The organism is Nostoc sp. UIC 10607, assembly GCF_047228265.1.
Lineage (GTDB): Bacteria > Cyanobacteriota > Cyanobacteriia > Cyanobacteriales > Nostocaceae > Nostoc > Nostoc foliaceum_A.
The window spans coordinates 1-21,194 of the sequence record NZ_JBIQNW010000064.1; the positions used below are offsets into that span (position 1 = coordinate 1).

Consider the following 21,194-nt stretch of genomic DNA (forward strand, 5'->3'; position numbering starts at 1 on the left):
TAGCTGGCTTAACTCACAGTAAATACCCTTTGTTAAAGAAAAAAGAATGCCTCAGTGATGAGGAACAAGCTCAGATAAATTTACTCCGAAAAGTTGCTCCAGAATTAGGAGAAATGTATCGCAAAAAAGAAGCAATTAGAGATATATTTGAAAGTCCAATAACCAGTGATGAAGCCTTAGATAAATTCCTGGAATGGACTCAAGCAGCTTATAAATTTTTCCCCACAAGTTGTCGAACTATCAGTAGATGGATAGATGAAATTCTGGCTTATTTTGATCACCGAACTACTCAAGGTATCGTAGAAGGAATTAATCAGAAGATTAAGCTCATTAAACGTAGGGCTTATGGCTTAACTAACTTTCATAATTTTAGAAGAAGGGTTTTACTAAATTGGTATTTCTGTTGTTAATTTAACATATCTAGTCTGGGAGAGCCATAATTACTAATTCATAATTGAAGAGAGTACAAGCCGTTACAATAATCTTTGATTTGGTTGTTTGCACGGCCTTTGCGGACTGGCTAGCGTTACGCTATAAGTGATAAATCCAGAAGCTAACACTGATAGCGCAGCGTTAGGAAGTCCGCGAACTTATTATTACGAATTACGTTCGCGCAGCCGTAGCGAGTCTGCGTACCCCTGTGGGGAAGCAAGCTACGCGCAGCGTGTTGTAGAGAGCGTAATTATCAATAATATGAATTACTGAATTATTTTGACCCTTTCCTATCTAGAGCAAAAAGCGAACTAACACATACAAAGCCGAAGCTACAAGTTGCAATACCATCACTGGGATACCGTAGTGTAGAAAAGTTTTAAATGATATACGGCGTCCATGCTGCTCAGAAATCCCGGCGGCTACAATGTTAGATGATGCTCCTACTAGTGTGCCATTACCTCCCAAAGTTGCACCAAACATCATCGCATAAAATAGAGGTAATACTTCTGGCGGAAACTGCCCTTGAAAGTCTTGTGCTAGAACTTCGGCAGGTGCTAATCCGACAGTCACAATATATTGTTTAAGTAAAGGCACCATCCCCACCACTAAAGGAATATTGGGCACTACGCTGGATAATATCCCCACAAAAAATAATAAAAATAGGGAACCCAGGATAATATTTTTTCCTAAAATTGCTGCTAATACTCCTGATAAACCATTAATTACACCTGTTTTCTCTAACCCTCCAATTAGCACAAAAATACTCATAAAAAATATTAATGTACTCCAGTCTACATCCCGCAGAATGTTGTTAACTGAATCGATTTTACTATGGTGAGATAAAAGCAAAGCTAAAGCTGCTCCTAACAAAGCTGCGGCAGCAGGCGAAATCGGAACTGGTAGAGATTCTCCGATAACAAAAAATAGCAGGACGAAAAATACTATAACTGCACCGACGCTTAAAGCTCGTGGATGATTAATTTGTGGGTGTGGTAGTTCATCAAGATTATCTAACTGTGTATTCCAAATTTTGCGGAATAAAAATGGTAGTGTTGCAATCACTATGACAATGGCAATTACCCCCCCTAAACTCAACTTCAATAAATAATCTGTAAAGCTAATATTCACAGCATCGCCAACAATAAATGTAGCTGGATCTCCAACTAAAGTCAGCAATCCGGCACTATTAGCAACAAATACCATCAAAATCAACAAGGGTACGAAATTTATCCCAACTTCCTGAGCCATTGGGGGAATTAAAGGTGCTAGCAACATTACTGTTGTGGCATTTGGCAAGACCGCACAGATGGGTGTAACAATAGCCACAATACCAAGTAATAGACGCTTGCCTTGTCCTTTAGCTATGAGTACTATTTGAGTAGCTAAATAATCAAATATTTTTGTAGGCTCAAAAGCCCGCACTAAGACCATAACTCCAAAGAATAAACCGAGTGTTCCATGACTGTTGCCGATATAACCAACAGCTTCTTCTAAAGTCATGACGTTGGTAAAAACTAATAACAATGCTCCCAACAATGCCGCAATGGTTAGATGTACCCATTCCGTCATTACTAAAACAATGACGCTTATAAATGTAATTACGCTGAGGATTGCTTGCCAGTTTTCCACACCTTACCTCTCGAAGTTTAATTGGTTGCATAGTAGCGAAAAAAGTCACCTAGTTGTAGGTGACTTATCTATCATTACAATTGGATAAAAATTACTGAAATTCTGAACAGTGATTATTCATCAATACAACTGGGAATACCCAAAACGGCGCAGGGAAAATTAGAACCTAGTGCCTCAATCATCGGATGATTAACAGAGTTGCAACCTAAAAACAGAATATCGGCAGTTTCTGATTCAACAACTTTGGTAAGTTCTGTGTAAATGCAGCCAAACCGCAAATGAGATTTGAAGCAACCCTGCCATTCTTCAGCCAGACTTCGGGCTTGCCAGAGAATTATATCTGCTTGTTGTAGGGGAGTTACTACTGTCTGCAATTGGGGTTGACTTAATACCAGTGTGGCAGATTTTGATACTTCATTAACTTGGCATTCCAATGAAGGCTGTTGTTGTGGAAAGCTCAAGATATTTGGATACTGGCTTTTTGAATTGTCTTCTAGCACATAAACGGCTTGAACTGTGACTTCTGCATTGGTGGCTAAACGCGTTTGATGGGCAATCCAGAAAGCAATATCTAGCGCCGTATGACTGTTAGGAGATGCGTCATAGGCAACAATTAAATTAACTGCTTTTGCTTTTTGAGGTTTTTTAGAAAAAGGTTTTTTTGGTTCTGGCAACAGTACCATTTGTTCAATTAAGTCATCTCGGCCTGTGGCACTTTGCAGACGTGCTAACATTGGCTTAATTTGCACAGTTTTACTTCTCCCAATGAAATGAATTAGCAATGAGAAGCAGGGTGACAAATTTTAGATTTTGGACTTTCCTGCGGAACGCTACGCGAACGGCTACACTCAGTCAAACGATTTTGGATTTTAGATTGAGTGATGATAACCAAAAGTTCAAATCTTAAATCAGTCAAGGAAACCCCAATAATAACTGTATTACAGCCAAAGTCTTGGGGGTTCCTTCCATTGCCTACGGAGTTAGCTGACGGGCTAAGACTGGAAGGTGTCTCTCGTAAGATTAGCCCCAAACATTGGTTCCTCCGTTCCAAATTCAGCTTTCATGAATTTGAATTAGGCTACCCACTAAAAAAAATGATAATCTAATTTACTCGTCTTGGGCAAAATATCGATCAAGGAAATTTAGGGCGTGGTTGCGGAGTTCAAAATATTCTTTTGAGTTTCGCATAGCGGCGCGATCGCGTGGATGCTCAAAAGGAACTTTTAAAATCTCTCCTATACTAGCAGATGGGCCATTGGTCATCAAGACGATGCGATCGGACATATAAATTGCTTCATCTACATCGTGGGTAATCATCATCACTGCTTGACGATTATTTTCCCAAATATCCAATACCTGCCGCTGTAATTTGCCACGAGTTAGCGCATCTAGTGCCCCAAAAGGTTCATCCATCAGCAACATTTTAGGACGAATTGCTAAAGCTCTAGCAATACCTACTCGTTGTTTCATACCTCCAGAAATTTCATCAGGATATTTGTCAGCCGCCGCCGTCAAGTTTACCATTGCCAAGTGTTGATTTACAATGCTGATTTTTTCAGCCCGATTAGCATTTTTTAGCACTTCATCCACAGCTAACCGGATATTTTCTCGCACTGTCAACCAAGGCAACAGCGAATAGTTCTGAAATACCATCATCCGCTCGGCTCCTGGCTGACGAATTTCTTTCCCATCTAGCCTGACTGAGCCGGAAGTTGCTTTTTCTAAACCAGCTACTATCTTTAGTAGAGTTGATTTACCACAACCAGAGTGACCAATTACAGAAATATATTCATCTTCACCAATCGTCAGATTAACTCCATCTAAAACGACAAAGTTATCTTTATCAGGTGTCGGATAAGACTTAACTAAATTTTCAATTTCTAAAAACCCAGTGCGGGGCATAACTTCGGTCTGTGTATTAATAGGTAATGAGGTATATTCCATCATCGAAACGCTCCAGAAATAATTTAGTCATCAGTCAATATTTGAACTTGGGATTTAAGACATGAAAAAGTTCGTGGGAGCGTTAGCCCTGATGGCAAAACTATTCAGATAACCCACCGGATCGCTGGGGTCGAAGCCTTTCTTATCTATAAATACTTCTGGTGGTTCGACCTTGTAATCATCCTTGGGACACTCGATGCCCATTTCAGACGCTATCTCCCGATATAAATCTGTTCTCCAACCAAGTTCTGCTAGTTCTTCGGCATTTTTGGGGAATTCCTTAATTTGTCCCCACCGTGCTGCTTGTGTCATCAGCCAGATACTTCTGGATCTCCATAAGAATGTGGAGTGTTCTCCTGGCTGTTTGGGAAGGTTGTCAGGAATATCGAAGAAAATCGTGGTGTCAGCGGCTTTGATGGTGCGATCTTTGCCGTCAAAGCCGCCATAGTTGTAATTGCCGAGAATTGCCGGACTTGTAAACTTCGCAATTGGAGCATCTTTCTTTTTAGGTCTAGCACCTGTAAATGAACGGTCTGTTATCAGTTCAGCTACTTCTTGGCGGTTTTCTACTTTGCTGCAATACTGACAAGCTTCAATCATCGCCTTGACTAGTGAACGATAGGTTTTGGGATATTTGTCGATGAAAGATTCCATCACCCCCAAAAGCCGATCTGGGTGTCCCAACCAGACTTCTTTACCTTGTGCAAAGGTAAAGCCGATGTTTTCATTACCTGTTATTGCCCGTGTATTCCAGGGTTCTGCAACCATGTAAGCTTGCATTGCACCAATCCGCACGTTTGTTACCATTTGGGGCGGCGGAACGATGATGACGCGAAACTCTTTAAGCGGATCAACACCAGCGGCGGCGGATAAGTAACGGATAAAGTATTCGTAAATGGCAGAACTCAGAACAACTGCCCAAACTTTACCTTCTGACGGCTGCTTCTCAAAGTAGCCTCGAAAATCGCGCCCAAAGGCTTCTAAAGCACCATCGCCATATTGTTCTTGATACTCATACCACGGACGCAGACCAAAATCCCACATGGCTTTGTTCATTGTCATGGCGTTACCGTGGCGGTGAATGGTCATCGCTGCACACAAGGGGGCGTGGCGTGCGCCTTCAGCACCAATTCTGGCGTTGGTAACTGCACCAGATACAACGGGTGAAGCATCCAAGCGACCAAAAATTAAACCGTCGCGGGAAGTAGCCCAACTGGCTTCGCGGTTGAGTGTAACGTTCAAACCATACTTGTGGAAGAAGCCTTTTTTCCAGGCGATCGCAAATGGCGCACAATCATTAACAGGAACGTAACCAACTGTAAGATCGGCTTTTTCTAGGTCGCCGCTTTTAACTACTGGTTGCACAGCTAAGGCTTCTTCAGTTAGTCCTTTGGCGGATCTATCTCCTGAAATGCCACAGGAGGATAGCGCCATTCCCGCTGTTGTTGCTCCTATTCCCTTGATAATATCTCGTCTAGTCCAGTTAATATCACCCATTTTTGTAGCTCCATTGGTGATTAATTGCTCATGCTACAAGCGCAGAGTCACGTTACATCTTGCTGTTTTGATAGCAGCCAAATTTTGTTAGTTGGAAGTTTTAGGGCGATGGGTTACTAATTCTTGGATTTTGTCCACGGCGTAATCCAGGATTAACCCAGTTACACCAATTACCAACACAGCTAAAAAGACTGAACTCAGGTTTAAGCGACTCCATTCATCCCAGACGAAAAAGCCGATACCAATACCGCCTGTAAGCATTTCCACGGCAACGATTACCAGCCAAGCGATGCCTAAACTAATTCGTAAACCTGTAAAAATATACGGCAAACTTGCAGGCCAAATTATTTTTGTAATCCGTCTCCAACGTGGCATTTCCAGTACTCGTGCCACATCTAAATAATCTTTGGGAACGCTAGAAACTCCTAAAGCGGTATTAATAATTGTCGGCCATAAAGAAGTAATAAAGATGACAAAAATGGCTGAAGGATCTGCTAAATTGAAAATTGCTAAGGCGATGGGTAGCCAAGCTAGGGGTGATACAGGTTTAAAAATTTGAATGATGGGATTGAGTGCTAGCATTGCCGGTCTGGACATGCCAATGAGGAACCCCAGAGGAATCGCTACTACCGCACCCAACAAAAAGCCTATTAATACCCGGCGCAGACTTGCTATTAACAACCAACCAATTCCCAAGTTGCCTGGGCCTCGCTGGTAGAAGGGATTTAAGATGTAGTCTAGATTAGCAATCAACGCTTCTGGCGGGGTGGGCATCAATTCATGGTTGGCAAGTGCAACAATCCACCACAGAACGATTATTCCCAAGAACCCCAATACAGGTAAAAAGAAAACATCTTTAAGGATGACAGGTTTTGTTTTTTTCCAAGCAGCTTGTCCAGCGATCGCTGCGATCGCAGCCAAATTTAATTGAAATATCATTTACGACCTCAACAGATTTAAGTGCAGGTACAAAAAATCCGAGCAGTACCAGCCTTGGACACCGATGAGATCGGAACATTATAAAAATGCCGTCTCTTCAGTCTCCTCTCAATGCCTACGAAGTTAGCTGACGGGCTAGGGCTGAGAGATGCCCTTCTGTAGAAAGTTATGAGTTATGAGTTATGAGTTACTAAATTTTATTTAATTCCTAACTCCTCACTCTCAACTCCTCACTTTCTATGAGATACGCCCCACAATTTGGTTCCTCCGCTCCAGCGTTATGCACTGTGACACGCTGAATTAGGCTGACTTACTCTAATGGATATTAATTTATGGACAATATAACATCGATGCTCAGTAAAAGCCATCTATCTTATGATAAATGTTGTTAATTTCAATACCATAATCAAGTGTTATTCATTAATTTGTAGTAATAATTAAAACTTGTGTTGCTAGTTATGTTGTGAGTGAACTCCTTGCACAGACTGCTAAACAATATAGTCGAGCCAAGCATTAAGAATGTTACATACCTGATTAATATTTTTTAAAAAGAAATATAATGTACTGGCAAAATTTTATACAATCTTAATTGCTCGACAACTAGAAGAGGATGTGCAATCTATTCCTTTTGGTAGGTGAAAAATATCACTAAATTTGGTAAAAACTCATTGCACTCGCTAAACTAATTGCATATGGAAGTTTACTCATTTATCTCCTAGCTGATATTTAACATAATGGATTTTAGTCAAGTACTGGCTGAAAAAACGGACACCATCCTCGATAAATGGATTCTAGCAGTTCGCAAGGATAGACGGATTGAAAGTGCTGATGACCTATCTTATACAGCTGTAAAGGATCACATCCCTGATGTTTTGAAAGCGATGGTGACAGTGCTTTCAAAATCTCAAGATAATGATATTCAGTCAATAGTTACTGCTAGTTTCCAGCATGGAGCTATTCGAGCTGAACAAGGCTTTGATCCAGCAGAAATAGCTAGAGAATATCATCTACTGCGAACGGTAATATTTGATATTATACAAGCAGATTTATTGAGTGGCACACCTGTAGAGATAATTCGTTCCATGCGTTTGATTGACGCTATTATAGACGAAGCGATCGCTCGCTGTTTCAAGAGTTATGTTGAGGAGCGGTTGCGAGAATTACAGCAGTTGCAGTCATCACTAACACTCCACAATGAAGAACTCACGCGCTTGATTAGCGCCAATCAAGAGTATCTTTCACAACTAGCCCACGAATTGAAACATCCGCTAACTTCTATTATTGGTTACTCGGATTTGTTTTTACGCCAACAACGACGAAAAACAGAGATAAAAGATAACTATAGCAATTTAGAACATATTGAGCGAGTGCTACGCAACGGTAGACAGTTACTCCATCTGATCAATGATGTGTTAGAACTTTCGCGCTATGACTCAGGGCAGATAAAACTCCAACTAGCACCCACAGATGTGCAGGAATTAATTAATAATGTGTGTGAAATGTTGGAACCTTTAGCTGCTGGGAAAAATTTAAAAATTGTAGTAGATTGCGATCGCGCTCCCAAGGAATTAATCACAGATCCTTTTCAATGCCAACAAATTATTACAAATCTTATTAGTAATGCGATTCGCTATACAGAGTCGGGGACTATTATTATAATGTGTCAGGTGTTGGAGAACCAGAGATGTGCGATCGCAGTTTGTGACACTGGAATTGGCATTGCACCCGAAAATCAAGCCCAGATATTTGAACCTTATTTTCGCGTAAGTTCAAGCGATCGTCCCTATCTCGCTGATAGTACAGGATTGGGATTAGCGATCGTCTCCCGCTTAGTAAAACTACTCAAAGGTGAAATTAAGCTAGTCTCTGAGGTAGGCGTTGGTTCTACTTTTACTGTAATTTTGCCTTTACAAATCGAAAGTTGATTTCGCGCCAAGACGTAAAATTATTCTTTGCGCCTTTGCGTGAAATCAAAAAACATGATTACAATAAACCTTGTTTTTTCAACTTAGCTAGCGCATCCTCAGCAGAAGCTTTCTCTGCATCTTTCTTATTACGTCCCTTACCTTCGCCGTAAATTTTTCCATCTACCAATACTTTTGCTATGAATTCTGGCGCGTGAGAAGGACCTCCTATTTGTTCCGTGAAATATTTGGGAGGAGTTGGAGTAACGTTGCGCTGCACCCATTCTTGAAAACGATTTTTTGAGTCTACATTAGAACGAGACACAACTATATGCTTAGGATCTACAGAATCAAATAGTGGTTCTATAATTGCGCGAACTGCTTCAATATTGGAATCATTATCTAAATAGTAAGCACCAAGTACAGCTTCAAAGGTGCTACTAAGCAAATTAGGATTTTGGTAGCCTCCGTCTCGAATAGCGCCTTTTCCTAACCGCATCCTAAAGTCTAAACCTACCTCTTCAGCGAACTTTGCCAATTGCTTCTCATCTACCAGCGCCGAACGCCGCCGGGTTAATTCATCTTCTCCCATTTCTGGGTGACAACTATATAGATACTCACCACTTAAGAAATTCAGCAAAGCATCACCGAGAAATTCTAGCCGTTCATTGTGTTCGCCTTCTCCAGGGTTTTCATGAACGTAAGAACGGTGGGTAAGTGCTTGTCGCAAAAGTTTTTCATTATGAAATATTAGAAGTTTGTGCATTTTATCTTGTGTCTTGTTGCCAAAATTGACTGTTGGGAAACTATACAAATGTGAATTTTTTCAGAAATTAAAAAACCGCAAATAGCGGTGTTATTAAAACCCAGTTGAGTAAAAAGCTGGGTTTATACAAGCTATTTTAGGCAGCTAGTATATCTAATTCAGTTAAAAATAACTCCTGATTTTGCCGTCGGACTTTACCATCCCTGACAGCAGCATCAACAAACTGGCTAAAACTCTTAAATTTCTTGCCATTAGCCGTAGAAATAGATGAGCATCCTTGATAGTTAGAACAACGTTGACGCATCAATTGATCAATGCGACCAAATACGGTAGGCTTACCTTGGCTTAAGACAGTGTTGATAGCTTCAATTAGATACTCTATAGCCTCATTGTAATTAATCTGAGACATAAGAGCCGTGTTTTGAGGTTGAGTCTTATTGCTATTGCCAACTAGCTGAGGTAATTCATCTAAAAAGTGGAAGTTATCATTACCAACCAGTTTAATTAAATTTGGACTAGCACTACCTCTTTGAGCAAAAATTATCACCTCTTTACCCAAAGATTTTAGAATACAAATTAAGCCAGCATAGTCCCAGTCTCCTGAAAGTAGGATAATTGTTTTCAGAGAAGGATTAAAGGCAACTGCGTTAACACAGTCAGCCATCAATCGATAATCTGCACTATTATTTGAATTATCGGGAACATCAACACACTTCATCCCAAGAATTTCTAGCTCATTTTTGGTACAAACTTGGCTTATGTAGTGTGAGTTATAGTAGACATTTTTGGAATCTATATGCCCATTGGATTGGGCAAATTCCAGCAAAAAATGACCTTTTCCTTTAATTAAAGAGACATTCTGAATATCGGCAAAAATACCGATAGAATTTTTCTGATCACTTGTTTGTTTTTTGGAAGATTGATCGGGATGTGGCATTGTAATGTATCCAGTATTGTTTAGTGAACTGGACAGCTTTAACAAATTACACATCTAACAGTAGCAGAAGTTTAGACTAGGAATTTGTACTTAAAAAGTACTTCTCTGCCATAAGATTCTCTTACCGTAGCGTTTTTTGGTTCAAGTCTCAGCCGTAGAAATCCCAATTCCCTAACAAGTTTTGTTACCCTTTGTCCTGAATATTCATCCAAATATCTTGTCTTCCCATTGAAAATACAATCAATGAATTGACCTGATATTGGGTTGAAGATTTAGCCGAAGGGATGAAACAAAGCTCGGCAGGAAAAGAGGAATTATGCTGCTGAGACAACACCAAAAACTTGCGCTTTAGAGTGCGGTTATTTTGCTGTCTTACATAGAGATTAGTATAAATAATGCTGGCTGTCAATATAGTTATTTATGAAGATTCGCTAAACCAGACCTCAAATTTTCATTTTTACTTTCTACTAAAACAATCACCGGGCTACGTACAAGCAACTGCCCCGAAGAAAGACTCAAAATAAAATAACAAAAGCCATTTAGTCCTCGTTGGCTATCAACAGTAAAGTCAACTCCAGAAAAGAAGCTTATTTCATAATTGAATTTGCGTTTAATTTCTAACAAACTTGGACTTATAATCATTTCAATACGAGCTTTTTCTGTACTGATGGCTACTGCTAAATCAACATTTTCCCTCAGAATAGTAGATAATAAATCACTACACTCTTGCTCCTATACATTTGCGAATAGTCCAGATGATTAGTGGATAACTAACCCAAAAGAATCAATAACTTCAAGAAGTTTAATATCAATATAAGGCATAAAACTTACTCTTTTGTCTCATGGCTGAGTTCTATAACAAAGTTTAAAAATTCAGCTTTGGCGGAAACACCCTAGCTAAATCAAGAGACAAATCAGGAAAACAAGGAAAGTTTATCACCTGAGTGGACAAGACAATTCGCTTATTTGAATAACCATATTTACCTTGATTATCCTGATATGGTTCACTGTAACATTCCAAATAATTATCGAATAAATTGAATATCCAATAATCAGTAATACCAGCTTTAGCGTAGAGAGGTATTTTCACATCTTGGTCATAAGCTAAAGAAGAATCTGAAACCTCCATCACCAATAACACATCAGTCGGTTTAGGGTGAGACGAGAGATAATTATCATCTCGGTTTTGAACAATTGCAAAATCTGGTTCAGGTTCACTGTTAGGTGGTAAAATAATCGGGGCTTGAGATTGTAGAGTTGCCCTATCTCCAACAATTTTTGGGAGTTGTTTCCATAAATTTCTTAGACAAGTTTCATGGGCTGTACCTTTGGATGCCATTTCAATAATTTCCCCATTAATTAATTCAATGTGGTCATCTTCATGGAAAAAGCCCAATTCTCCAAGCCTGTGGTATTCATCCAGTGTGAAGCGTTTAGCCTGAGCAATACTCATAACCTTACCTTTCTCTCATTGCCATAATCCCTATTTTAAATGTGTCAGAAATTGGTATGCTAAAGGCCGAGACTCGCTATAAAAGCAAACAATGCCTGCGCCTACTATCAACCCCACGATCACTGCCTTTCCCTTGACAGCCGTAGTCGGTCAAGAAGCAATTAAATTAGCCTTGCTGTTAGCAGCCGTTGATCCTGGTTTGGGAGGAGTAGCGATCGCAGGTCGTCGCGGTACGGCAAAATCTGTAATGGCTCGTGCTATCCACGCTCTACTACCTCCAATTGAAGTTGTCAAAGGCTCAATTAGTAATTGTGACCCCAACCATCCAGAAGAATGGGATGATCAACTGTTGGCGGAGTACGCAGACAAAGACATTCAAGATGTGCCCGTCGAAATTATCCCTGCGCCTTTTTTGCAAATTCCTCTAGGTATTACAGAAGACCGACTATTAGGTTCAGTGGATGTTGAGAAGTCGGTAAAACAAGGTGATACTATTTTTCAGCCTGGATTACTCGCTACAGCAAACCGGGGTGTACTGTACGTAGATGAAATTAATTTATTAGATGACCAAATATCAAATCAGCTTTTAACCGTATTATCTGAAGGACGCAACCAGATTGAACGCGAAGGGATTAGTTTTCAGCATCCGTGCAAATCCCTATTTATTGCCACCTACAATCCAGAAGAAGGCGGATTACGGGAGCATTTGCTAGATAGAATTGCGATCGCACTCTCTGCTGACGGTGTACTCGGCTTAGATCAAAGAGTAGCAGCAGTTGAACAAGCGATCGCTTATTCTAAATCTCCCCAAGACTTCCTAAAGCAGTACAACGAAGATTTAGACTCCCTCAAAACCCAAATCATCTTGGCACGGGAATGGTTGAAAGAAGTCATCATCACCCATGAGCAAATTGCCTACTTAGTGGATGAGGCCATTCGCGGAGGAGTTCAGGGACATCGCGCTGAGTTATTCGCCACGCGGGTTGCCAAAGCGGCTGCGGCTTTGGAGGGACGGACAACAGTTAATGCCGAAGATTTGCGCCGTGCTGTAGAACTGGTAATTGTACCACGCGCCACAGTTGTGCAGACACCGCCACCCGATCAAGCACCACCACCGCCTCCACCCCCACCGCAACAGAATCAAGAAGAACCCCAAGACGAATCTGAAGACGAAGAACAAGACGAACAGGAAGAACAGGAAGAAAATCAAGAGCAAGAACCCCCCAGCATCCCGGAAGAATTTATCTTTGATCCAGAAGGGGTAATTCTTGATGACAACGTGCTGTATTTTACTCAAATGGCGAAGCGGCAAGGTAAATCTGGTAGTCGCAGCGTCATATTTTCCGATGACAGGGGACGTTACATTAAGCCAATGTTGCCCAAGGGGAAAGCACGACGCATTGCAGTAGATGCTACCCTCAGAGCAGCTGCTCCTTATCAAAAAGCACGCAGAGAAAGACAACCAGATAGAAAAGTTATTGTAGAACAACCTGATATTCGCTCGAAACGCCTGGTACGTAAAGCCGGGGCGTTGGTAGTATTTGTGGTAGATGCTTCTGGCTCAATGGCCCTGAATCGAATGCAGTCGGCTAAAGGTGCGGTGATGCAACTGTTAACAGAAGCTTATCAAAACCGTGACCAAATAGCATTAATTCCCTTCCGCGGAGAACAGGCGGAAGTGTTATTGCCTCCAACACGTTCTATTGCTTTGGCGCGTAACCGTTTGGAAAGGTTGCCCTGTGGTGGGGGTTCGCCCTTGGCGCATGGTTTAACTCAAGCTGTGCGCGTTGGTTTAAATGCTCAGATGAGTGGAGATATTGGGCAAGTTGTCCTTGTAGCAATCACCGATGGGCGGGGTAATATTCCCTTAGCGCGTTCTTTAGGTGAACAGCTTGAACCAGGAGAAAAGCCAGATATCAAAGGAGAATTATTAGAAATTGCTGCTAGAATTCGTGCTTTGGGGATGCAACTATTAGTAATTGATACGGAAAGTAAATTTGTGTCTACTGGCTTTGCTAAAGAATTATCGCAAACAGCAGGCGGTAAATATTATCATTTGCCAAAAGCGACAGATCAAGCTATTGCTGCTATGACCAAAGGTGCGATCGCTGATTTAAAATCTCGATAATTAGTCATTAGTCATTAGTCATTGGATTTTTGACTCAGTACGACTACGATCCAGTCGGCATTACCTGTGGTTGTAAATAGCAAATCAAATCTTGAATTCCCTTTTGCAGATACCGCGTTACTGTCATTGGACTAGTACCAATGTTTTTAGCAGCATCCTTGCGAGAAAGTTCTTTCAAAAATACCATTTCGACTGCCATTCGGGGTTTTTCTTCCAACATATTGATTGCGCCTTGGAGTTGTTGGCGTTCTTCTTCTTGTTGTAAAAGAACATGAGAACGGGGACAAGGCAGTGCTTCACCCAAGGTTATTTGGCAATCAACATAGTTAACTGCGGTTGCATCTAAACTTAAAGGCATCCGATTTTGAGCGGCTAACTTGGTTTCTTGCCATTCTTGCACAGATACCCGCAGGTGGCTGGCAATTTCAGCATCCTTGGGCTGGCGACCTAAAGACATTGCCAAATCCTTGCGAATCTTTTGCCCTTCATTGTATAATTCTTGCCAACGACGGGGAATTTTTAATAGAGTACTGCGATCGCGCAAAAAGTGCAGCATCTCACCACGAATATATGGCACAGCAAAGGAACTAAAAGCATATCCTTGACTGGGGTCGAAACGCTCAATTGCCCTAATCAAACCAAAATAACCAATTTGTTCTAAATCTTCATAAGGTTCATTACATTGATGGCTGAATTTATGAGCCATCTTCCGTACTAAGCCAGTATGTAACTGTACAAGTTTATTACGAAGTTTAATAGAAGGATTCTGGTGGTACAAGTGTAATAATTCTATACCATCAGTTCGTAAAGAGGACTCACTTGTTGCCATATACATTCCTTTGTTGAAACTCCTATTCCTCAGAAAATGGAGTTGCGTATATTTTCTTCTAAGCTGTTATTATTTTGCTTAGTCAGGGCAGAATAAGCCATCGTCGTTTCACTGAACTTATGAGGGGCCGAACTCCATAATTCAGTATTTGTACGCATGATTTTGCTAACCTCTCTGTTGCAGGTTATTTTTGTTTTTCACATAAAAATTTCAATATTGGATAATGTTTTTTGTTTAGTTGTCTCTTCCCCTTCCTGGTTTCTCGCCTAAAATCTTGGTAAGAATAGGAATAGGCAGAAGTTTTCCTAAAAAACAGTTTTTCAATATGAGCAATACCAGTAATTTTCGTGAAGCTATGCGTGAGGCTAAATCTCACGCCCTCGTAGGCCCAAATGTGATTGCCAACGCCCTCCCCTACGTCGGTGGTGGATTAGTGCTAACGGCATTAGGAACCTACGGCGGTTTGGGAGTTATCCGTACTAACCCCGGAATATTCTTTCCCACCTTCATTGGTGCGGTGATTTTGGAGTTAATTTTGTTCTTTGTTGCCCAAAATGTTGCTCAAAAAGGTAACAAGGGGCTTGCACTACCACTGTTGGCAACCTATAGCCTCTTGTCTGGATATACTCTCAGTGGCTTGATATTTGTCGCTTTGAGATCCCAAGGTGTTGGCATTCAAGGCATTGGTTTAGCTGCTCTTGGTTGTGGTGTCACCTTCATTGCTGCCCGTCAAATTGGTTCAAATCTCTCTGAACAAGATGGCATGGCTTTGACGAAAACCATTAATCTCGGTGTTATCGCCTTGGTGGTTGTGTGTCTTGCCCAATTCGGATTTGCCATGTTTGGTGCTTACACGCCAAATTGGCTAGAAATCGCCATTTCCGGTTTAGGAGTATTTCTGTTTGTTGGGGTTTCTGTTGTCGATTTCTACATCTTGCCCCGCACTTACAGCGATGACCAATATCTACCTGCTGCTTTATCGATGTACCTTACTTACATCAACTTGTTTGTCTTTATCTTGCGGTTGTTAATTGCCATCAATGGCCGCGATTAATTGTCTGTAGGCAATAACAAAAGTAAAGTTTTACAAAGTAAAAACCGTGGTTAAATTTTCAGCAACCACGGTTTTTTCATCGTTTTATTCGACTTTTTATTGTATTAACGAGAGGATGAAAATTATCTCAATGAGCCATCAAATTTAGCACCTAGTGTCTTAGCACCGTCTAGATTAGCTTCCACTAAAATGGCTTGACTGAAATCTGCATTTTTTAAATTGGTATTTTTTAGGTTAACATCAAATAAATTAGCATATTTCAGGTTAGCACCTTCTAGATTGGCATTTTCTAGGTTAACATCCTTTAAATCAGCTTTTTCCAGGTTAGCACCTTCTAGATTGGCATTTTCTAGGTTAGTCGGCAAATTATAACTTGAAAAATTGGCATGATTTAGGTTAGCATTTTGTAACCTAGCGTTTTTTAGGTTAACAGCAATTATATGAGCGCTTTTTAGATTAGCATTTTCTAAATCAGCATCCTGTAAGTTAGCACCTTCTAAATCAGCATCTTCTAATTGAGCATTCTGTAATTTAGCAAAACTTAAGTTAGCTCCTTTCAGTTTAGTTCCTGATAAATTAGCCCTTTGTAAGTTGGCTTCTTGTAAGTTTACCTTTTCAAGAAATAAACCCTTTAAATTTGCACCTGATAAATCACAGCCAACACAAGCTTTATTTTCTTGTAACTGAATAACAAGAGCTTGTTTCTGAGCTTGTTTCTGAGCTTCTTCCTGTTCTTTTAATTCCGTTTGTCGATGCTGTTCAGCTAAAATATACAGTTGTTCTCCCCATTTATTACCTTGATAGACAACTAACGTTAAGAAACAAAGAGTTAATAAACCTACCGCAGAAAGTTTAACTAATTTAGCATTGAATCTAAAAATCTTAGCTCCATTATTATAGCGTTTTCTAAGCAACTGAGGTACACTCAAATCTTGTTCAGCAAGCTTAGTAGCTTTAGAAACGTACCTCACTAGGTCAGGAACCGCTATATTAGCACTTTTACCTAAATTTAATGCCTTAAGTGCTTCCTCAGCATTAATAAAGCGTTTCTCTAACTTTCGTTCTACCATTTTCTGTAACCAAGAAATAAAAGAACGAGGTAGTTTAGGTAAATATTTTTTAAAATTGATGCGTTCGTTTTCATCAATTAAATCGCCAATATTAATTGATTTCGTCCGCGTTAAGAGACAGATTAGAGTTGCTCCTAAACTATACAAATCGGATGCTTTTGTTAATTGACGACTATGAATCTGTTCAGGAGGCATGAACCCGATCGTTCCTTTAGCGATCGTACTCGATATTTCTCCTTCTTCAAGTTTAGCCAAGCCGAAATCGACTAAATAAACTTTGTTATCTTCACTCAGTAAAATATTTTCAGGTTTAATATCCCGATGGATAACAAGTGGTTGTTGTTGTTGTAAATAGATTAATATTTCTAAACATTTAACAGCAATCTGCTGAATATCTTCAGAGGTCAAATAACCAGATGCCGCGAGTGAGGGAGCATTTTTATATTCTTGCACCAAACAAAAACCTGTCGAGGTATCGAAAGAATTCAGATAGCAAGGGATACTAGGATGATTCAGCTTCTGCAATACTCTAATTTCTTGATGGATAGCATCATAGTCTCTCCAATTTCCCATCGGTTGAGCGAACTGAAATTGCTTAATCACCACAGTTTGACCTGTTTTTATATCTTTCGCTCGATAGGTAATCCGTCCTCCTATCAGATTGTGGCCTAATTCCCGTTCAATTTGGTAGCCGTGACTAGAAAAATCAGGGTATTCCATCATTAATTAGCTTGAATTACACTAGTATTACAAGATACAATAACTAACTTTAGCCGAATAGCACTGAGCAAAGTACATAGAAATAGTTTTACCACTTCCTCCTAGTGCTAAGTAAGGTAAATCTCTAAGAACACAAAAATCAAAACAGGTAGCTAGCTCAAAGACTAGCTCTACAATATCAAAACTATCTTTTCAAGTAATTTTTGTAATTTAATACAAGCGATGCAGAGTGAAATTGCCCAACTACAGCTAAAATTGATAAACATAAGTAGAATAAAGAGCAATTTTCCAATCCAAAGCGCTCTATCTATCATTCAGCAAGCACTATGGAAGTTTTAGAACTCAAACGCGAAATCGAAACGTTGTCTGGCCGCCTGGGTAAAACCCAGGACTATCTTTGACGTACCTGCACTGACAGCCAAAATTCAAGACCTCGAAAAAATATCGGCACAGCCAGAATTTTGGGATAACCAAACCCAGGCACAACAAACTCTGCAAGAACTCAACGACTTAAAAGCTCACATTGAGCAATACGATCGCTGGCACGCCAATCTCGAAGATACTAAGGCAGTTGTTGAGTTGTTGGAGTTAGAAACCGATGAGGCACTACTGCAAGAAGCAGAATCTACCATCAATAAACTCAATCGTGACCTGGATCAGTGGGAGTTACAACAGTTACTTTCCGGGCCCTATGATGCGGAAGGTGCTGTACTGACAATTAGTGCTGGTGCTGGTGGTACAGATGCTCAAGACTGGGCATTTATGCTGATGCGGATGTATACCCGTTGGGGCGAAGCTCATGGCTATAAGGTAACTTTAGCTGAAGAGTCGGAGGGTGATGAAGCCGGAATTAAATCGGCAACCCTAGAAATTACTGGTCGCTATGCTTATGGTTACTTGCGTTCAGAAATGGGTACACATCGCTTAGTGCGGATTTCACCTTTTAATGCTAACGGCAAGCGACAAACCAGTTTTGCCGGGGTGGAAGTGATGCCACAGATTGATAACTCTGTGCAACTGGACATTCCAGACAAGGATTTGGAAATCACCACAACTCGTTCTGGTGGTAAAGGTGGGCAAAATGTCAACAAAGTAGAAACTGCGGTGCGGATTGTTCACCTTCCTACAGGTCTTGCTGTGCGCTGTACAGAAGAGCGATCGCAGCTGCAAAATAAAGAAAAAGCCCTAAATCGCCTCAAAGCAAAGCTGTTGGTCATCGCCAAGGAGCAACGCGCCCAAGAAATTGCCGAAATTCGTGGCGATATGGTGGAAGCCTCCTGGGGAAACCAAATCCGTAACTATGTGTTTCACCCTTACCAAATGGTGAAAGATTTACGTACAAATACAGAAACAACAGCGATTGGCGATGTGATGAATGGCGAACTTGATCCATTCATTCAAGCTTATCTGCGCCAAGAAAATAAACTGGTAGAAAGCACTCCTTCATAATTGGAGATTAATGACAAGTACTAAGTAATTATTTTTAACATTACTTAGCACTTGTTCTTTATTTTTAGTGTTTCATATTGGCGCGATGCACAGCATTCCCTCTGATTGGGGCGTTTTCAGAGAATTTCCTTAGCAATATACAGGCGATCGTAATTCTATCCCAGACCAACTGTTACAGTTATAAAAGAGTCTGTGGACAAATAACTATGAGCAACTCTCCTTCAACAGAACCTCAACCTAGCTACGTAAAACTCGCCATGCGAAACATGGTGCGGAAGGGTGGAACTTCCCTGAAGCATTTTGCGTTGACTGCCGTAGGGCTTTTAGCTCTCCTTGTTGGTCTTGCTTACCTAACTCACTAACGCCAAACTGTAAACCTCAGACTAGGAGACTGTGTGCCCCTGAGAGTTGAACTATATGTGGAGGATTATTTTTATGAGTTGTCCCCGACAACATCTGTAAAGACTGGGGACACTCATCCCCGAATTACTCCTGAAACTTGGGAAAATTGGTTTAATGACTGGTTGGAAATACTTCACCCTCATATTCCGCCAGCGCCAAGTTATGAAATCGGGCTGCGTTTGACAGATGACTCGCAAATTCAAGAACTGAATGCCCAGTATCGTCAACAAAATAAGCCCACAGACGTTTTAGCCTTTGCTGCTTTGGAGGTGGATTTTCCTCAAAGCAAAGAAATGCTTGCCTCTGTACCATTATACTTAGGTGATATTATCGTGTCTGTAGATACAGCACAACGTCAAGCTCAACAGCAGGAACATACCTTACCAACAGAGCTAGCCTGGTTAGCTGCTCACGGTTTATTGCACCTCTTAGGCTGGGATCATCCTGATGAAGAAAGTTTGGGGCGAATGTTAGAACAGCAAGTGAGATTGCTGAATGTAATAGGTATTACTATTGACATCGAATAGCATTAGCTTGTGTATCCCTTAGTGTTAATTTTGGGTAATACTTTTATAATACTTCTGTGGAAAATTGCTTAAAGATTGCCTCAAAGTTAATTCTGCCATTAAGATCGGCGAATATTCCCACTGTAGCAACTCTGTTCTTGTGTTTTTAAGTCTATGTCCCAAAAAATTTCTTCATCACCAACGCCTACCTCGTTACAAACACTGGTGTCTAACGAACGGGAATTCTCCTGGAAAGTGGCCTCTAATTTATTTGTCAGTTTTAAATATGCCTGGGCTGGAATCAGCTATAGTTTTCAAACTCAACGTAATTTTCGCATCCACGTAAGTGTTTGTGCCTTAGCGATCGCTTTAAGCGTTTTTTTGCATTTGCAAGCGGTGGAAATCGCAGTAATTGGCATAACTAGTGGTTTAGTTTTGGCATTAGAGTTACTAAATACAGCGATCGAGTCCCTTGTGGACTTAACCGTTAAGCAGACATACCATGATTTGGCAAAAATTGCTAAAGATTGTGCGGCAGGTGCAGTCCTTGTCTCTGCTTTGGTAGCGGTGCTGGTAGCTGGTACGCTCCTGCTCCCTCCTCTGGTAAAGTTAATTATATCGGCTTTGTAGAGGTGACTTGCGACGCCGATAGCGTTCGCGTAGAGAAGCGGTAGCGAGTCATTGAGCGTCATAGCCCACCGCAGGCATCGCCAAGTAACTCGGTAAGAGATCACACTCTGTCCGATCCCCTTTGCAAAACATATTCAAAATTTAAGTAGTGCGATCGTGCCAAACATCCTGGGTGAAGGGTTACTGGGTAATCTTTATGCGTCCACGCCAGCTTTATTTTTACACCTAGCGAACAAATAGCATGAGATATTTGTCTATGCTTTTTGCAACTGATGAGTGGTAAAAACCAGGAGTGATGAGCTTTGATTATAGTTATCGACAATTACGACAGTTTTACATATAATTTAGTGCAATATCTGGGAGAACTGGCAGCAGATTTCCCAGTGGCAGATGATATTAAAGTTTTTCGTAACGACAAGATATCCATAGATGAGATTCGGGCATTAAAGCCAGAAGCTGTGGTTATTTCTCCTGGGCCTGGTCGCCCGGAAGATGCCGGTATTTCCCTAGAGTTGATTGAACAACTAGGCCAAGAGTTACCAATTTTGGGTGTCTGTTTGGGACATCAAAGCATTGGTCAAGTATTCGGTGGTAAAATAATTCCTGCTCCAGAGTTGATGCATGGCAAAACCTCTCAGGTGTCTCACACTGGAGTGGGGGTTTTCCGGGGATTAGAAAATCCTCTAACCGCCACTAGGTATCATAGTTTGGTAATCGAACGTGAGACTTGCCCAGATGTGTTAGAAATCACCGCTTGGGTTGAAGATAACACCATTATGGGAGTGCGACACCGGAACTATCCTCACATTCAGGGCGTCCAGTTTCACCCAGAGAGTGTCCTGACATCTTCAGGAAAACAGTTATTGCAAAATTTTCTGGAACAGTTACAGTCGAGAGCATAA

Annotated in this window: 19 protein-coding genes and 2 riboswitches; of the genes, 9 read left to right on the top strand and 10 right to left on the bottom strand. The window is 40.9% G+C overall.

What is annotated here, in order from left to right; all coding sequences use genetic code 11:
* Positions 1 to 410: ISL3 family transposase (locus ACEYW6_RS30150; RefSeq protein ID WP_412982666.1), on the top strand; the 410-nt coding region annotated here is incomplete at its 5' end.
* Positions 411 to 726: 316 nt separating this feature from the next.
* Here ACEYW6_RS30150 and ACEYW6_RS30155 read toward each other — a convergent pair.
* The 5 genes from ACEYW6_RS30155 to ntrB all read right to left on the bottom strand — a co-directional run bounded on the left by ACEYW6_RS30155 (position 727) and on the right by ntrB (position 6,444).
* Positions 727 to 2,064: an ArsB/NhaD family transporter gene (locus ACEYW6_RS30155; protein ID WP_412982667.1), complete on the bottom strand. Its 1,338-nt coding sequence runs from the start codon at positions 2,062 to 2,064 to the stop codon at positions 727 to 729.
* A gap of 113 nt (positions 2,065 to 2,177) precedes the next feature.
* On the bottom strand, positions 2,178 to 2,798 hold the full coding sequence (locus tag ACEYW6_RS30160; protein WP_412982687.1) for a universal stress protein: 621 nt from the start codon (positions 2,796 to 2,798) through the stop codon (positions 2,178 to 2,180).
* Between the two features lie 223 nt (positions 2,799 to 3,021).
* A riboswitch (cyclic di-AMP (ydaO/yuaA leader) is annotated at positions 3,022 to 3,133 on the bottom strand.
* A 38-nt stretch (positions 3,134 to 3,171) separates the two neighbouring features.
* Positions 3,172 to 4,008 (bottom strand): ABC transporter ATP-binding protein, encoded by an 837-nt coding sequence (locus ACEYW6_RS30165; RefSeq protein WP_196512284.1) that lies wholly within the window; start codon positions 4,006 to 4,008, stop codon positions 3,172 to 3,174.
* A 54-nt stretch (positions 4,009 to 4,062) separates the two neighbouring features.
* Complete coding sequence (locus ACEYW6_RS30170) at positions 4,063 to 5,505, bottom strand: ABC transporter substrate-binding protein (RefSeq protein ID WP_412982668.1); 1,443 nt, start codon at positions 5,503 to 5,505, stop codon at positions 4,063 to 4,065.
* An 87-nt stretch (positions 5,506 to 5,592) separates the two neighbouring features.
* The gene (gene ntrB, locus ACEYW6_RS30175; protein ID WP_412982669.1) at positions 5,593 to 6,444 is read right to left on the bottom strand and encodes a nitrate ABC transporter permease; all 852 of its coding nucleotides are present in this window, start codon (positions 6,442 to 6,444) and stop codon (positions 5,593 to 5,595) included.
* Between the two features lie 97 nt (positions 6,445 to 6,541).
* Positions 6,542 to 6,761, bottom strand: a riboswitch (cyclic di-AMP (ydaO/yuaA leader).
* A 417-nt stretch (positions 6,762 to 7,178) separates the two neighbouring features.
* Here ntrB and ACEYW6_RS30180 point away from each other — a divergent pair.
* Entirely contained in the window at positions 7,179 to 8,369 is a 1,191-nt protein-coding gene (locus ACEYW6_RS30180; protein WP_412982670.1) for a sensor histidine kinase, read from the top strand.
* A gap of 58 nt (positions 8,370 to 8,427) precedes the next feature.
* Here ACEYW6_RS30180 and rnc read toward each other — a convergent pair whose 3' ends face one another.
* From rnc to ACEYW6_RS30195, 3 genes are all read right to left on the bottom strand, one after another.
* A complete protein-coding gene (gene rnc, locus ACEYW6_RS30185; protein ID WP_412982671.1) occupies positions 8,428 to 9,114 on the bottom strand; it encodes a ribonuclease III in 687 nt (228 codons plus the stop codon).
* 136 nt (positions 9,115 to 9,250) lie between these two features.
* Positions 9,251 to 10,051, bottom strand: coding sequence for an NYN domain-containing protein (locus ACEYW6_RS30190; protein WP_412982672.1), 801 nt, complete (start codon positions 10,049 to 10,051; stop codon positions 9,251 to 9,253).
* A gap of 865 nt (positions 10,052 to 10,916) precedes the next feature.
* Complete coding sequence (locus ACEYW6_RS30195; RefSeq protein ID WP_412982673.1) at positions 10,917 to 11,504, bottom strand: Uma2 family endonuclease; 588 nt, start codon at positions 11,502 to 11,504, stop codon at positions 10,917 to 10,919.
* Positions 11,505 to 11,595: 91 nt separating this feature from the next.
* On the opposite strand from ACEYW6_RS30195, the gene bchD reads away from it, so the two are divergent.
* The gene (gene bchD / locus ACEYW6_RS30200; RefSeq protein WP_412982674.1) at positions 11,596 to 13,632 is read left to right on the top strand and encodes a magnesium chelatase ATPase subunit D; all 2,037 of its coding nucleotides are present in this window, start codon (positions 11,596 to 11,598) and stop codon (positions 13,630 to 13,632) included.
* A 43-nt stretch (positions 13,633 to 13,675) separates the two neighbouring features.
* Here the strand turns inward: bchD and ACEYW6_RS30205 are convergent, their stop codons facing one another.
* Positions 13,676 to 14,461 (bottom strand): RNA polymerase sigma factor SigF, encoded by a 786-nt coding sequence (locus ACEYW6_RS30205; protein WP_094329630.1) that lies wholly within the window; start codon positions 14,459 to 14,461, stop codon positions 13,676 to 13,678.
* Positions 14,462 to 14,786: 325 nt separating this feature from the next.
* Here ACEYW6_RS30205 and ACEYW6_RS30210 point away from each other — a divergent pair, with 325 nt between their 5' ends.
* Positions 14,787 to 15,515 (top strand): Bax inhibitor-1 family protein, encoded by a 729-nt coding sequence (locus tag ACEYW6_RS30210; protein WP_412982675.1) that lies wholly within the window; start codon positions 14,787 to 14,789, stop codon positions 15,513 to 15,515.
* A 122-nt stretch (positions 15,516 to 15,637) separates the two neighbouring features.
* Here the strand turns inward: ACEYW6_RS30210 and ACEYW6_RS30215 are convergent, their stop codons facing one another.
* Entirely contained in the window at positions 15,638 to 17,308 is a 1,671-nt protein-coding gene (locus ACEYW6_RS30215) for a pentapeptide repeat-containing protein (RefSeq protein ID WP_412982676.1), read from the bottom strand.
* Between the two features lie 323 nt (positions 17,309 to 17,631).
* Here ACEYW6_RS30215 and prfB point away from each other — a divergent pair.
* The 5 genes from prfB to ACEYW6_RS30240 all read left to right on the top strand — a co-directional run bounded on the left by prfB (position 17,632) and on the right by ACEYW6_RS30240 (position 21,194).
* Positions 17,632 to 18,754 (top strand): peptide chain release factor 2 gene (gene prfB / locus ACEYW6_RS30220; protein WP_412982677.1). Its coding sequence is split into 2 segments (ribosomal slippage): positions 17,632 to 17,703 and positions 17,705 to 18,754, totalling 1,122 coding nucleotides; the frame shifts between segments, so codons are not numbered across the junction.
* Positions 18,755 to 18,960: 206 nt separating this feature from the next.
* Positions 18,961 to 19,116 (top strand): DUF3285 domain-containing protein, encoded by a 156-nt coding sequence (locus tag ACEYW6_RS30225; RefSeq protein WP_104904774.1) that lies wholly within the window; start codon positions 18,961 to 18,963, stop codon positions 19,114 to 19,116.
* Between the two features lie 39 nt (positions 19,117 to 19,155).
* The gene (gene ybeY, locus ACEYW6_RS30230; RefSeq protein ID WP_412982688.1) at positions 19,156 to 19,683 is read left to right on the top strand and encodes an rRNA maturation RNase YbeY; all 528 of its coding nucleotides are present in this window, start codon (positions 19,156 to 19,158) and stop codon (positions 19,681 to 19,683) included.
* A 153-nt stretch (positions 19,684 to 19,836) separates the two neighbouring features.
* Positions 19,837 to 20,292, top strand: coding sequence for a diacylglycerol kinase family protein (locus tag ACEYW6_RS30235; RefSeq protein WP_190890544.1), 456 nt, complete (start codon positions 19,837 to 19,839; stop codon positions 20,290 to 20,292).
* 302 nt (positions 20,293 to 20,594) lie between these two features.
* On the top strand, positions 20,595 to 21,194 hold the full coding sequence (locus tag ACEYW6_RS30240) for an anthranilate synthase component II (RefSeq protein ID WP_412982678.1): 600 nt from the start codon (positions 20,595 to 20,597) through the stop codon (positions 21,192 to 21,194).

What these genes read in the sequence shown, in the direction of transcription:
- ACEYW6_RS30215 (WP_412982676.1), bottom strand. Translation starts at nt 17,308, where the DNA reads ATGATGGAATACCCTGATTTTTCTAGTCACGGCTACCAAATTGAACGG.
- ACEYW6_RS30190 (WP_412982672.1), bottom strand. Translation starts at nt 10,051, where the DNA reads ATGCCACATCCCGATCAATCTTCCAAAAAACAAACAAGTGATCAGAAA.
- ACEYW6_RS30225 (WP_104904774.1), top strand. Translation starts at nt 18,961, where the DNA reads ATGAGCAACTCTCCTTCAACAGAACCTCAACCTAGCTACGTAAAACTC.
- ntrB (WP_412982669.1), bottom strand. Translation starts at nt 6,444, where the DNA reads ATGATATTTCAATTAAATTTGGCTGCGATCGCAGCGATCGCTGGACAA.
- ACEYW6_RS30205 (WP_094329630.1), bottom strand. Translation starts at nt 14,461, where the DNA reads ATGGCAACAAGTGAGTCCTCTTTACGAACTGATGGTATAGAATTATTA.
- ACEYW6_RS30210 (WP_412982675.1), top strand. Translation starts at nt 14,787, where the DNA reads ATGAGCAATACCAGTAATTTTCGTGAAGCTATGCGTGAGGCTAAATCT.
- ACEYW6_RS30165 (WP_196512284.1), bottom strand. Translation starts at nt 4,008, where the DNA reads ATGGAATATACCTCATTACCTATTAATACACAGACCGAAGTTATGCCC.
- bchD (WP_412982674.1), top strand. Translation starts at nt 11,596, where the DNA reads ATGCCTGCGCCTACTATCAACCCCACGATCACTGCCTTTCCCTTGACA.
- ACEYW6_RS30195 (WP_412982673.1), bottom strand. Translation starts at nt 11,504, where the DNA reads ATGAGTATTGCTCAGGCTAAACGCTTCACACTGGATGAATACCACAGG.
- ACEYW6_RS30235 (WP_190890544.1), top strand. Translation starts at nt 19,837, where the DNA reads ATGTCCCAAAAAATTTCTTCATCACCAACGCCTACCTCGTTACAAACA.
- ACEYW6_RS30160 (WP_412982687.1), bottom strand. Translation starts at nt 2,798, where the DNA reads ATGTTAGCACGTCTGCAAAGTGCCACAGGCCGAGATGACTTAATTGAA.
- rnc (WP_412982671.1), bottom strand. Translation starts at nt 9,114, where the DNA reads ATGCACAAACTTCTAATATTTCATAATGAAAAACTTTTGCGACAAGCA.
- ACEYW6_RS30170 (WP_412982668.1), bottom strand. Translation starts at nt 5,505, where the DNA reads ATGGGTGATATTAACTGGACTAGACGAGATATTATCAAGGGAATAGGA.
- ACEYW6_RS30180 (WP_412982670.1), top strand. Translation starts at nt 7,179, where the DNA reads ATGGATTTTAGTCAAGTACTGGCTGAAAAAACGGACACCATCCTCGAT.